Origin of the sequence: Streptomyces sp. NPDC032940 (genome assembly GCF_040636935.1) — a bacterium.
In the GTDB taxonomy this organism is placed as follows: domain Bacteria; phylum Actinomycetota; class Actinomycetes; order Streptomycetales; family Streptomycetaceae; genus Streptomyces.
Genome location: NZ_JBEZVJ010000002.1, coordinates 174,412 through 186,586, shown reverse-complemented (window position 1 = coordinate 186,586; position 12,175 = coordinate 174,412). Strand labels below are relative to the sequence as shown.

Genomic DNA, 12,175 nt, shown 5'->3' with positions numbered 1-12,175 from the left:
GACCGACGCTATGGGGGGTCTTCGTGCCGTCGGCTTCACGCCTTCGGCTTCGCCCCGCGCTCCGCCAGCAGGTCCGCCATCAGCCGGATCTCCGACTCCTGCGACTCCACCATCCCCTGGGCCAGCCGCTTCTCCGCCGTGACCGTGCACCGCTCGGCGCAGCCCTCGGCCATGTGGACGCCGCCCTTGTGGTGCTCGGTCATCAGCTGGAGGTAGTAGACCTCGGCCTCTCTGCCGTTCAGCCCGGCGAGCTTCTTCATCTCGGCGTCGGTGGCCATCCCGGGCATCAGCGAGCCCTCCCCCGCCGACGGCATGTCACCCATGCCCATCCAGGTCATGGGCGGGTCGGACGACACCTTCGGCAGCGCCCACAGGTCGAGCCAGCCGATCAGCATGCCCCGCTGGTTGGCCTGGGTCTGGGCGATGTCGTAGGCGAGGCGCCGCACCTCCTCGTCGTCGGTGCGGTCGCGCACGATGTACGACATCTCGACGGCCTGCTGGTGGTGGACCGCCATGTCCCGTGCGAACCCGGCGTCCGCCGAGTCCGCGGCCGGGGTGCCGGCCTCGCCGTCGTCGCCGGCGACCGCGTAGGTGATGGCCCCGGCCGCGACGAGCACCGCCGCGGCCGGTCCCGCGATCCAGCGCGCCCGCCGGGAGGTCACTGCGACAGTCCGTTGGTGCAGGCGGCGCCCGGCTCGGGCGTCTGCTCGCCCTGGACGAACTTCTCGAAGAACTTGTCCACGTTCGGGTCGCTCGCGCCGGTCACGGTGCGCTGGTGGCCCCAGGCCGACAGCACGATCGGGTCCTTCTGCTTGTCGTCGGGGCTCATCAGCGAGTACGGCGTCTTCTTCACCTTCGCCGCCAGCGCCTCGACGTCGGCCTTCGGGGCCTTGTCGTTGTACGTCACCCAGACCGCGCCGTGCTCCAGCGAGTGCACGGCGTTCTCGTTGTTCAGCGGCTCGGTGTAGACGTCGCCGTCGCAGTTCATCCAGACCTGGTTGTGATCGCCGCCGACCGGGGGCTCGACCGGGTACGTCACCTTCTCGGTGACGTGGTTGCGGGACAGCGTGCCCTTCCAGGTCTGCACACCGTCGGCGCCGGCGACGAACTTGCCGGAGGTCTTGGCGTCGGTGGCGGCCGTGTCGTCGGAGTCGCCGGACTGCGAGCGCACGAGGACCACGCCGCCGACGACGAGACCGACGACGACCACGGCGCTGATCCCGATCGTGAGGATCCGGTTCCGGCGGTCGCGGGCCTCCTCGGCGCGTCGCATCTCCGCTATGCGCGCCTGCCGCGCCGAGTTGCTGCTCTTGTTGGCGGAACCCATGGGGTGTGCCCTTCTGGGGAGGAGGGGGGCGGTGAGTGCGCTGATCGTAATGGTGCGGCAGGGGTATTTCGTAGGGTGGCCACATGATCTGACGCCAGGGGCCCTCAGGAATGGCCCGATCGAACACGCGGCCTCTACGCTGCGGGTGAGCGCTCCACACGGTCCGACCGCGTTCAGGCCGGGGCCGGCCGGCCGGTCACGGTCCGCAACGCGTACGAAACGGTGCTGTGGTGTGATGCTCAGGTGCCCGACCGCCTTCCGCCGTACCGGAGACAGGCGGCCTGACCAGCAAGGATGGGGAAGCGGAAGATGGACAAGCAGCAGGAGTTCGTGATCCGGACGCTCGAGGAGCGCGACATCCGGTTCGTACGCCTGTGGTTCACGGACGTGCTGGGCTTCCTCAAGTCCGTGGCCGTGGCCCCGGCCGAGCTGGAGCAGGCCTTCGACGAGGGCATCGGCTTCGACGGCTCCGCGATCGAGGGCTTCGCCCGGGTCTACGAGTCCGACATGATCGCCAAGCCGGACCCGTCGACCTTCCAGATCCTGCCCTGGCGCGCGGAGGCGCCCGGCACGGCCCGGATGTTCTGCGACATCCTCATGCCGGACGGCTCGCCGTCCTTCGCGGACCCGCGGTACGTGCTCAAGCGCGCCCTGGCCCGCACCTCGGACCTGGGCTTCACCTTCTACACGCACCCGGAGATCGAGTTCTTCCTGCTGAAGGACAAGCCGGTCGACGGCTCGGTGCCCACGCCCGCCGACAACTCCGGCTACTTCGACCACACGCCGCAGAACATCGGCATGGACTTCCGCCGCCAGGCCATCACCATGCTGGAGTCGATGGGCATCTCGGTGGAGTTCTCCCACCACGAGGGCGCGCCGGGCCAGCAGGAGATCGACCTGCGCTACGCCGACGCGCTGTCCACGGCCGACAACATCATGACGTTCCGCCTGGTCATGAAGCAGGTGGCCCTCGAGCAGGGCCTCCAGGCCACCTTCATGCCGAAGCCGTTCTCGGAGTACCCGGGCTCGGGCATGCACTCGCACCTGTCCCTCTTCGAGGGCGACCGCAACGCCTTCTACGAGTCGGGCGCGGAGTACCAGCTCTCCAAGGTCGGCCGCTCCTTCATCGCGGGCCTGCTGCGGCACGCGGCGGAGATCTCGGCGGTCACCAACCAGTGGGTGAACTCGTACAAGCGCATCTGGGGCGGCTCCGAGCGCACCGCCGGCGCCGGCGGCGAGGCCCCCTCGTACATCTGCTGGGGCCACAACAACCGCTCGGCGCTGGTCCGCGTCCCGATGTACAAGCCCGGCAAGACGGGCTCGGCCCGCGTCGAGGTCCGCTCCATCGACTCCGGTGCCAACCCGTACCTGACCTACGCGGTCCTGCTGGCCGCCGGCCTCAAGGGCATCGAGGAGGGCTACGAGCTCCCGCCGGGCGCCGAGGACGACGTGTGGGCCCTGTCCAACGCGGAGCGCCGCGCCCTGGGCATCGAGCCGCTCCCGCAGAACCTGGGCGAGGCCCTCGCCCTGATGGAACACAGCGACCTGGTCGCCGAGACCCTGGGCGAGCACGTCTTCGACTTCTTCCTCCGCAACAAGCGGCAGGAGTGGGAGGAGTACCGGTCGCAGGTGACGGCGTTCGAGCTCAGGAAGTCGTTGCCGGTGCTGTAGTGCCGGTGCCGGTGCCGGTGTTCTCCGGGACCTTCCAGAGCCGTACGCCGTGGACCGCCCCGGGGTCGTGCGAGGGGCCGTACTCGTCCGGGGCGTCGGAATCCTCGTCGGGTTCGTCGACGCCCCCGAGGGTGGTGCCCGCGAGGAACCGTCCGTCCGGGCTGAAGGCCAGCTCCTGGATCTCGTCGTCGCCGTACCCGCTGTCGTCGTCGGACAGGATGGCTCTCGGCCTGCGGTCGGCCAGGTTCCACAGCAGCACCCCGCCGTCGGCGATGACGGCGAGGCTCCGGCCGTCGGGGCTGAACACCAGGTCCCGGGCCTTCACCCGGTCGTTGGCGAGGGTGGCCCGCAGGCGGCCGGTGGCCACGTCCCACAGCCGGACGTCGCCGTGCGGTCCGCCGGTGGCGGTCACGGCGGTGACGTCCGCTGCGCGGGCGATGCCGAAGTCGATGACCTTGGGGCCGTCGGCGGTGAGGACGATGTTGGAGGGCTTCAGGTCACGGTGGATCACTCCGGCGGCGTGGATGGTCTCCAGCGCCTCGGCGACCCTTGCCGTCAGCGCGAGCACCTCGTCGGCGGGCAGCGGCCCCCGTTCACCGACGGCGTGCTGGAGGGAGGGCCCGGGGGCGTAGGCCGTGGCGAGCCAGGGTTCCCCTGCCTCCAGGTCCGCCCCGACGACGGGCACGGTGTACAGCCCCTGGACGCGCCGGGCCGCCGCGGCCTCCAGCGCGAACCGCTTGCGGAACACCGGGTCCGCGGCGTACGCGCGGTGAACGACCTTGACGGCCACGGCACTTCCGGCGGGCGTGCGCCCCAGGTAGACGCGCCCCATCCCGCCCTCACCCAGCAGCCTCTCCAGCCGGTAGGGGCCCATCTCCGCCGGTGTCCCGGCGCCCGGGTCCGGCCTGTGGCCCGTCATCCCGCGAGCACTTCGGTGGACACGGTGCAGCGGATCACGACTCCCCCAGTCTCTGCCCGACGACGGCCCGCGCGTCCCGGCGTGCGAGCCTGGGCCCGGATCACGCGATAGCACAACGCGGGTGCCCCGAAGGCCTCTTGAGTCTGCTGCGGCACACCCCGTGGGCCGCGCCTCGGCCCCGGACCGCTCCGTGCCGGACCCGCACCGGCCTCGTATCGGTCCCCGTCGGTCCGGGAAATCCCGTGAATCTCCACAGCGTTCATCGCTCGGTCGCACGGCCGGTGCCCGTGCGGAGCCCGTGGCGACCCACCGTGCGGACCACACACCCCACGGCACCGAAGGATTCCGTGCCCGGGGGGGGTCCGGTGAAGATCCGGCCGCTTTCCCTGCCCGCATGCACACACTGGTGAATCCGGCGCCGTCGGACAGCGGGACGTTCAACGGCTTGCAGATGGTGGGGCGTTCACCCCCCGTGCTTTGATCGGTGCGCGATGCGCAGGCGCCCCGCGCCGGAAGTCCCCCCACGCATGCCCCACGAAAGGAACGGACCTGCCATGAAGACCGTCCCCCAGGTCACCACGTCCGAGCTCTCCGACGCCGCCCTGGACCAGGTGTCCGGCGGCATCGGCCTCACCGCGAGCACGGCCCTCATCGCGAGCGACGCCGGCTTCGCCGCCGGCCTCCACGCGGAGGCCGGCCCCGTCGCCCTCACCACCGGCCTCGGCGTCTCGGCCCCCTTCGGCTGCGCGGCGGCCGAGGGCCAGGCCCACACGACCATGGTCTGATCAGACCAGGGTCTGGGTGAGTTCGCTCCGCGTCGAGGTGTGGACCAGGCGGCCGTGCGCCCCGTTGACGATCGGCATGTAGGGCGGGACGTGGCCGCATTCCACGTCCGCGACGATCGGCACGTTCAAGGAGCCCAGCGCGTCCAGCACGGCCTCGTGCTGGGTCAGTGACGGGGCGTCCGGCGCCGAGGTCCGGCCGACGAGGATCGCGGCGGCGGCGTCGAAGAAACCGGCCAGCCGCATGCCGTGCAGGCTGCGGCAGATGGCGAAGGCGTCGCCGCCGACGGCCTCCACGTACACCAGCAGCCCGTCCGGGGCCTCGGCGCGCGCGAAGGCCGGCACATCGAGGTAGCCGGTGCCGGTGAGGTTGCACAGTGTCTCGACGCAGCCGCCGATGAGGCGTCCCTCGACCTCCAGATCCCCGTCCCCGTCCAGCCGCGTCCATGTGCCGGCGGCGTCGAGCGTGTAGTCCCGCACCTCCGGCCGGAGCGCGTAGTCGTCCCAGCCGGTGGACCGGTGGCGGCCCGGCGGCGTCTGCGTGAACCGGTGCCCCGGTGGCGCGCTGACGATGTCGAGCCAGGAGACCAGCCCGTCCGGGGACCGGTAGGGCGTGTCCATGAGGTTGTTGCCGTGGACGGTCGCCGTCCCCGTGAGGAGCGTCAGCGGGGTCATGAGCGTCGACAGGTCGGAGAAGCCCACGAGCCAGGTCGGCTCGGCCTCGCGCAGCCGGTCCCAGTCGAGCAGCGGCAGCAGGTCGATCGCCAGCTCACCGCCCCACGGCGGCACCACCGCGCCGATGCCGGGATCGGTGAGGAACGCCGTCAGCTCCTCCGCGCGCGCCGCGGCGGGGGCGCTGACGTGGCCCGAGCCGTCCATGCACTCCCCGAGGACCACCTCGTACCCACGCGCCCGCACGTCCCGTACGGCCACCTCCAGGCGCTCGCGGAGCTTCTCGGGGACCCCGCTGGACGGCGAGGTGACGGCGACACGGTCTCCGGGACGCAGAGGACGCGGGTATCGAACTGACATGCGCCGGATTCTGGCACGGCACCAGCCCCGGAGGGGCGGAATTTCAGGCACGCCGCGTGATCGCCGTGGCCGACACCTCCGGCTTGCTCACCCTCTTCAACCGCTCCGATCCGGACCACCACGCGGCCAGGAAGGCCGCCGACGCGTGCGGTTTCCTCGTCGCCACCCCGCTCGCACTCACCGAGGTTCACCAGGTCGCCACCAGCCGAGCCGGACGCCCGGCCGCCGACGGGATCCTGCGTTCCCTGACCGCACGCGTGCGGCAGTCGCGGCTCGTCCTCGCCCCGCCCACGCCGGAAATCCTGGATGCCGCGCTGACCGTCCGAGCGCGCTACGCGTCGCTCGACCTGGAACTGGTGGATGCGGTCAACGTGGCCCTCGCCGCCGAGTACGACACGGATGCCGTGCTCACGCGGGCCCTCCGCGACTTCCGGACCGTACGGCCGTCGGGCGGGCGGTACGCCTGTTTACGGATCCTCCCCGACGACCTCTGACCGACCCGCCCCCCGTCACCGGCCCACCGTCTCCGCCGCCTCCGGCACGTGGGCCGCCACCACCCGTTCCCGGCCGGCGTCCGCTGTGCCGCGCCGGCGGTCCACTCCCCACGCCGCGCCCGCGACGCCCAGGCCCAGCACCGCCAGGGCCGCGCCCGCCAGGGCCGGGGACGTGGTGCCGAGGCCCGCCGCGAGGGCGAGGCCGCCGATCCAGGCGCCGCCGGCGTTGGCGAGGTTGAAGGCGGCCTGGTTGGCCGAGGAGGCGAGGGAGGGGGCCGCCGAGGCCTTCTCCATGACCATCAGCTGGAGGGGCGAGCCGGTGATGAACGCGGCCATGCCGAGCAGGGCGACCGCGGCCGCCGCCGTGACCGGCGTGCGCATGAGGAGGGGGTAGAGCGCGAGGACCGCCACCAGGGAGGCGAGGCCGCCGAAGAGCGTGCCGCGCAGGGAGTGGTCCGCGAGGCGTCCGCCCAGCAGGTTGCCCGCGGTGGCGCCGACGCCGAAGAGGGCCAGCAGCAGGGTCACGCTGGTCTCCGCGAAGCCCGCCGCGTCCGTCAGCATCGGCGTGATGTAGCTGTACGCCGCGAAGAGCGCGCCGAAGCCCGCGACCGTGGTGCCGAGGGCCAGCCAGACCGGCAGGGAGCGCAGGGCGGCCAGTTCGCCGCGCAGGCCCGTCGTGGGGGCCGGGGCGTGGTCGCGCGGGATCAGGGCGACCAGGGACGCTATCGCCGCGAGGCCGATCGCGCTGACGCCGAGGAAGGTGGCCCGCCAGCCGAGGTGCTGGCCCATCGCGGTGGCCGCGGGGACGCCGACGATGTTGGCGACGGTGAGGCCCAGGAACATCAGGGAGACGGAGCGGGCCTTGCGTTCCGGTGCCACCATGCCGGTGGCGACCACCGCGCCGACGCCGAAGAAGGCGCCGTGCGGCAGGCCGCTGACGAAGCGGGCGGCGAGGAGGGAGAGTTCGCCGGGGGCGACGGCCGACAGGGCGTTGCCGAGCACGAAGAGCACCATCAGGGCGATCAGGACCGTGCGGCGGGACATCCGCGCGGTGGCCGCCGCGAGCAGCGGGGCGCCGATGACGACGCCGAGCGCGTACGCGGAGACCAGGTGTCCGGCCTCGGGGATCGAGATGTGCAGGTCGTCGGCGACATCGGGCAGCAGGCCCATCATCACGAACTCGGTCGTGCCGATGCCGAAGGCGCCCACGGCGAGGGCGAGCAGGGCCAGGGGCATGAAGGGTCTCGCCTTTCGAGAGCTTCGGGAGCGGAGTGCGTACGGGAGAGGGGGACGTTGTATGTTCCCGTACGGAACAAAGCCTCTCAGGGCGAGTGTTCCCGCGGCGAATCTCAGGAAGCCGTTGTGTCGACCTTCACACGCGCGGCGATCGGCAGATGGTCGCTGCCGGTCTCCGGGAGGGTCCAGCTGGTCTCCGGTTCGACGCCCGTGACCAGGATCTGGTCGATGCGGGCCATCGGGAAGGACGCCGGCCAGCTGAAGCCGAAGCCGTCGCCCACGGCGCCCTGCGGGGAGCGCATCTGCGAGGTGATCGCGGTGAGCGCACGGTCGTTCATGGTGCCGTTGAGGTCGCCGAGCAGGATCTTGCGGGGCAGCCTCTCGTCGGCGATGGCCTCGCCGAGGGCGTCGGCGCTCTTGTCCCGCTGCCGGGCGGTGAAACCGGCCTCCAGCTTCACGCGGACGGACGGCAGGTGGGCGACGTACACCGCCACCGGCCCGGAGGGGGTGGCGACGGTGGCGCGCATCGCGCGCTTCCAGCCCAGCCGGATGTCGACGGCCCGCACGTCGCTGATCGGGTACGTGCTCCACAGGCCGACGGTGCCGACGACCGCGTGGTGCGGGTACGTCGACTCCAGCGCCTTCTCGTACGTCGGCACGGCGGACGCCTTCAGCTCCTCCAGGGCCAGCACGTCCGCGCCGGCGGCGGCCACGGCACGGGCGGTGCCGGCCGGGTCGGCGTTGTCGGCGTTGACGTTGTGCGTGGCCACCGTGAGGTCGCCGCCGGAGCCGGTCTTGTCGAAGAGCAGGCCGCCGAAGAGGTTCAGCCACACGCTCACCGGCAGCACGAGCGCGATCAGCGCCGTCGCCGACCTGCGCACGAGAGCGATCGCGAGCAGCACCGGGATCAGCAGGCCGAACCAGGGCAGGAAGGTCTCGGTGAGGCTGCCGAGGTTGCCGACAGCGTTGGGGATGTGCGAATGCCCGGCCATGACCACGGTCAGGACGACGGCCACCGCCGCCGTGATCAGCCCGCGGCGCCAGATCCGCCGGTCGCCGCGCCAGCCGGTGGCCATCCGGTCGAACAGGCGCCGGAGCAGGGGGCCCCGACGCTCGGGTCCCGAGCCGCCGTTGTCCGTCTCCGTCATGTACGCCTGCTGCGCCATACCGCCGCCTCACTGCCTGCCGTGCACACCGTCGTCCCCCCGTGCCTCAGCACCCTAGGGGATGATCGGTTCCGTTCCCGCCGCCCCATGACGGCCGTACGGAACACGAGGACGTTCGCGTCGGCGTTCGGAGTTCCGAACGGGGGTGGGAGACGGGGCCTCTGTGACAGAACGCGCACATTCGCCCCCGGAAACCCTCACGGGCGCGGAGGGGCGGCGGGGCTCAGGCCGCCGAGCAGGACGTCGACGATCTGGGTGGCGAGGTCCTCGGGCAGCTCGGCCTCCGGGCGCATCATCGCGCGGACCAGCATGGGGCCGACGACGATGTCGTGGAGCAGCTCCAGGTCGACGTCGTCGCGCAGTTCGCCGTTGTCGCGGCCGCGGCGCAGTATCTCGATGCCGAGCCTGCGCCGCGGGAGGATGACGGTGTTGTGGTAGGCCGCCCAGATCTTCGGGCTGGACTTCATCTGGGCGTACACGCCGTGCAGGATCGCCGACCGGTTGGTCAGCCCCCGCTGCCGCAGCGCCTCGAGGATGACGATCAGGTCGTCCCGCAGCGACGTGCCCGGCAGGACCGGGTCCTCGGGCTCGGCGGCCCGCACCACGTCGACGAAGAGTTCCTCCTTGCCGCTCCAGCGGCGGTAGATGGTCGCCTTGCCGACGCCCGCCATGCGCGCGATGCGCTCGACGGAGAGTTCGGCGAGCGGGACGCCCTGCTCCAGGAGCTCCAGCACGCCCTCGATGATGGCGCGCTCGACGGCCTCGCTGCGGGGGCGGCCCCGCGTGGGCCAGTGGTGCGGCGAGCGGCTGTCGAGGCTCACGTGCCGTGTCCTTTCGCTGGGTCGGGACCGATTGTCCCGGGTGCGGCGCTGCTACTCCATCGTGGCCGCCGGTTCCCGTTCCCGCTCGGCCGGCCCGGGCGGCCCGGCCTCCGGGGCGCGGCCCGGCAGGTACAGGGCCACCACGACCGCGCCGAGCACGGCGATGCCCGCGCCCCACAGGGCGGTGACGTGCATGGCGTGCAGGAAGGCGTCGTGGGCGGGGCCGACGAGGGCCTCGCCCCGGGGGCCGAGCTTCTCGGCGACGCCGAGCGTGGCCTCGATGGACTCGCCGGCGGTGTGGCGCAGGCCGGCCGGGACCCGGCCGAGGTCGCCCTCGATGCCGTTGCGGTAGGCGGTGGACAGCACGGAGCCGAGGACGGCGATGCCGAGGGCGCCGCCGACCTGGCGGAAGGTGTTGCTGAGCGCGGAGGCCGAGCCGGCCTTCTCGCGGGGCAGGGCCTGCATGATGACGACGCTGGTCGGCGTCATGATGTGCGCCATGCCGGTGCCCATGAGGAAGAAGTAGACCTCGAGCAGCCAGACCGGCGTGTCCGCGTCCAGCGTCGCGAACGCGGCCAGCATCGCGGCGATGAGCACCATGCCGGCGGTGGTCGTGGCGCGGTTGCCGAACCGGTCGACGAGGAGCCGGGCCCGGGGCGCGAAGATCAGCTGCGCGACGGCCAGCGGCAGCATCAGCAGACCGGTCTGCAGCGGCGAGTAGCCGAGCACGCTCTGGGTGTAGAAGACCGAGAAGAAGGTCACGCCCATCAGCGCGAAGAAGACCAGCGCGATGGCGGCGATCGCGGCGGAGAAGACCTTGTTGCGGAAGTAGGTGACGTCGATGGACGGGTGGTCGCTGCGCTTCTCGTGGACGACGAACGCCACGAGCACGGCGAGGCCCGCGCCGCTCGTCGCCAGCACGGCCGGGTCCGTGAAGTCGGCGAGCTGACCGCCCTTGATGATGCCGTAGACCAGCAGGACGAGGCCCACGACGGACAGGGCGACGCCGACCGGGTCGAGGCGGCCGGGGTTCGGGTCGCGGGAGTCGGGGACCAGCCACAGCATCAGGGCGAGGGCCAGTACGACGATCGGCACGTTGACGAGGAAGACCGAGCCCCACCAGAAGTGGTCGAGGAGCAGTCCGCCCGTGATCGGACCGATGGCGATGGCGAGTCCCACGCCGCCGGCCCAGATGCCGATGGCCTTGGGCTGCTCCTCGCGCTCGAAGACGTTCATCAGGACGGCGAGGGTGGCGGGCATGACGAAGGCGGCGCCGAGGCCCATCACCGCGCGGAAGGTGATGAGTTCGCCTGGCGAGCCGGAGAAGGCGGCGAGGGCGGAACCGATGCCGAACACGGCCAGGCCGCCGAGCAGGACCTTCTTGCGGCCGAGCCGGTCGCCGAGCAGACCGGCGGTGAACAGCAGGCCGGCGAAGACGAGGGTGTAGGCGTTGATCGCCCACTCGAGCTGGCTCTGGGTGGCACCCAGACCGGTGGGCTCGGGGGTGGAGATGGTCTTGATGGCGACGTTCAGGATCGAGTTGTCGAGCACCACGATCAGCAGGCTCAGCATGAGCACGCCGAGGATGGCCCAGCGGCGCCGGTGCACCTCTTCCGGTATGCGCCGGGCGGAAGAGTCGGCAGGAATAGTCATGGGCACGACCCTAGGGTTCTTAAGATACGAGACCGTTCCGTATCGTAATTCTCTTACCGCCTTCTTACACCGCCGTGTGCCGCCCACGACACGTGGCGAGGGTCCCCTAGCCGTCCGGCGGCACGAGGTGCCACCATGGGAGGGATCCGGGGACGCCGTCAGGGCGCCTCGAGATGACATGAAGGAGCCGTTGCCATGACGCAGCTTTCGGCTGCCCCGACGCCGCAGCGCGCCCCCGCCGACGGGAGCAAGGCGCTGTACGGGGGCAAGAGCAACCGTCGCATCACCGTCCGGGACATCGCCCTCGCCAAGGAGCGCGGCGAGAAGTGGCCCATGCTGACCGCCTACGACGCGATGACCGCGTCCGTCTTCGACGAGGCCGGCATCCCGGTCATGCTCGTCGGCGACTCCGCGGGCAACTGCCACCTCGGCTACGAGACCACCGTGCCGGTCACCCTGGACGAGATGACCATGCTGTCCGCGGCCGTCGTCCGGGGCACCTCCCGCGCCCTGATCGTCGGCGACCTGCCCTTCGGATCCTACCAGGAGGGTCCGGTGCAGGCGCTGCGCTCGGCGACCCGGCTGGTGAAGGAGGCCGGCGTGGGGGCGGTGAAGCTGGAGGGCGGTGAGCGCTCCCACGAGCAGATCCGGCTGCTCGTCGAGTCCGGCATTCCCGTCATGGCGCACATCGGCCTCACCCCGCAGTCCGTCAACGCCATGGGCTACCGGGTGCAGGGCCGCGGCGAGGAGGCCGCCCAGCAGCTGCTGCGCGACGCGAAGGCCGTGCAGGACGCGGGCGCCTTCGCGGTCGTCCTCGAGCTGGTGCCGGCCGAGCTGGCCGCCGAGGTGACGCGCACCCTGCACATCCCGACCGTCGGCATCGGCGCCGGTCCGGAGACGGACGCGCAGGTGCTGGTGTGGACCGACATGCTCGGGCTCACCGGCGGACGCGTGCCGAAGTTCGTGAAGAAGTACGCCGACCTGCGCCAGGTCATCGGCGACGCGGCGAAGTCGTTCGCCGAGGACGTCGTCGGCGGAACGTTCCCGCAGGAGGAGCACTCCGTCCACTAGAGC

At 71.7% G+C, this 12,175-nt stretch carries 11 protein-coding genes and 1 pseudogene; 4 read left to right on the top strand and 8 right to left on the bottom strand.

From position 1 onward, the window contains the following. Positions 1-35: 35 nt before the first annotated feature. Positions 36-662: a DUF305 domain-containing protein gene (locus tag AB0E77_RS03490; protein ID WP_361564867.1), complete on the bottom strand. Its 627-nt coding sequence runs from the start codon at positions 660-662 to the stop codon at positions 36-38. Further along, complete coding sequence (locus tag AB0E77_RS03485; RefSeq protein WP_361564864.1) at positions 659-1,327, bottom strand: DUF3105 domain-containing protein; 669 nt, start codon at positions 1,325-1,327, stop codon at positions 659-661. The genes AB0E77_RS03490 and AB0E77_RS03485 overlap by 4 nt, the downstream gene beginning before the upstream one ends. 309 nt (positions 1,328-1,636) lie before the next feature. Between AB0E77_RS03485 and glnA the strand changes: the two genes are divergently transcribed. Further along, positions 1,637-2,998 (top strand): type I glutamate--ammonia ligase, encoded by a 1,362-nt coding sequence (glnA, locus tag AB0E77_RS03480; protein WP_189228109.1) that lies wholly within the window; start codon positions 1,637-1,639, stop codon positions 2,996-2,998. 397 nt (positions 2,999-3,395) lie between these two features. Here the strand turns inward: glnA and AB0E77_RS03475 are convergent. Continuing rightward, positions 3,396-3,917, bottom strand: a pseudogene (locus tag AB0E77_RS03475) (serine/threonine-protein kinase); the annotation flags it as partial. A gap of 554 nt (positions 3,918-4,471) precedes the next feature. Here AB0E77_RS03475 and AB0E77_RS03470 point away from each other — a divergent pair. Then, positions 4,472-4,702 (top strand): hypothetical protein, encoded by a 231-nt coding sequence (locus tag AB0E77_RS03470; protein WP_361564861.1) that lies wholly within the window; start codon positions 4,472-4,474, stop codon positions 4,700-4,702. On the opposite strand, the gene AB0E77_RS03465 is transcribed toward AB0E77_RS03470, so the two are convergent. Beyond that, the gene (locus AB0E77_RS03465; RefSeq protein ID WP_361564859.1) at positions 4,703-5,731 is read right to left on the bottom strand and encodes a S66 peptidase family protein; all 1,029 of its coding nucleotides are present in this window, start codon (positions 5,729-5,731) and stop codon (positions 4,703-4,705) included. A gap of 56 nt (positions 5,732-5,787) precedes the next feature. On the opposite strand from AB0E77_RS03465, the gene AB0E77_RS03460 reads away from it, so the two are divergent. Next, complete coding sequence (locus tag AB0E77_RS03460; protein WP_361564856.1) at positions 5,788-6,225, top strand: PIN domain-containing protein; 438 nt, start codon at positions 5,788-5,790, stop codon at positions 6,223-6,225. A gap of 15 nt (positions 6,226-6,240) precedes the next feature. Here AB0E77_RS03460 and AB0E77_RS03455 read toward each other — a convergent pair whose 3' ends face one another. From AB0E77_RS03455 to AB0E77_RS03440, 4 genes are all read right to left on the bottom strand, one after another. Next, positions 6,241-7,461, bottom strand: a complete 1,221-nt coding sequence (locus tag AB0E77_RS03455) for an MFS transporter (RefSeq protein WP_361564853.1) — start codon at positions 7,459-7,461, stop codon at positions 6,241-6,243. A 113-nt stretch (positions 7,462-7,574) separates the two neighbouring features. Then, complete coding sequence (locus AB0E77_RS03450) at positions 7,575-8,627, bottom strand: endonuclease/exonuclease/phosphatase family protein (protein ID WP_361564851.1); 1,053 nt, start codon at positions 8,625-8,627, stop codon at positions 7,575-7,577. A gap of 197 nt (positions 8,628-8,824) precedes the next feature. Next, positions 8,825-9,448 (bottom strand): TetR/AcrR family transcriptional regulator, encoded by a 624-nt coding sequence (locus AB0E77_RS03445; RefSeq protein WP_361564848.1) that lies wholly within the window; start codon positions 9,446-9,448, stop codon positions 8,825-8,827. 51 nt (positions 9,449-9,499) lie between these two features. Then, positions 9,500-11,101, bottom strand: a complete 1,602-nt coding sequence (locus tag AB0E77_RS03440; RefSeq protein ID WP_361564845.1) for an MFS transporter — start codon at positions 11,099-11,101, stop codon at positions 9,500-9,502. Positions 11,102-11,296: 195 nt separating this feature from the next. On the opposite strand from AB0E77_RS03440, the gene panB reads away from it, so the two are divergent. Continuing rightward, the gene (panB, locus tag AB0E77_RS03435) at positions 11,297-12,172 is read left to right on the top strand and encodes a 3-methyl-2-oxobutanoate hydroxymethyltransferase (RefSeq protein ID WP_361564843.1); all 876 of its coding nucleotides are present in this window, start codon (positions 11,297-11,299) and stop codon (positions 12,170-12,172) included. Positions 12,173-12,175 lie beyond the last annotated feature (3 nt).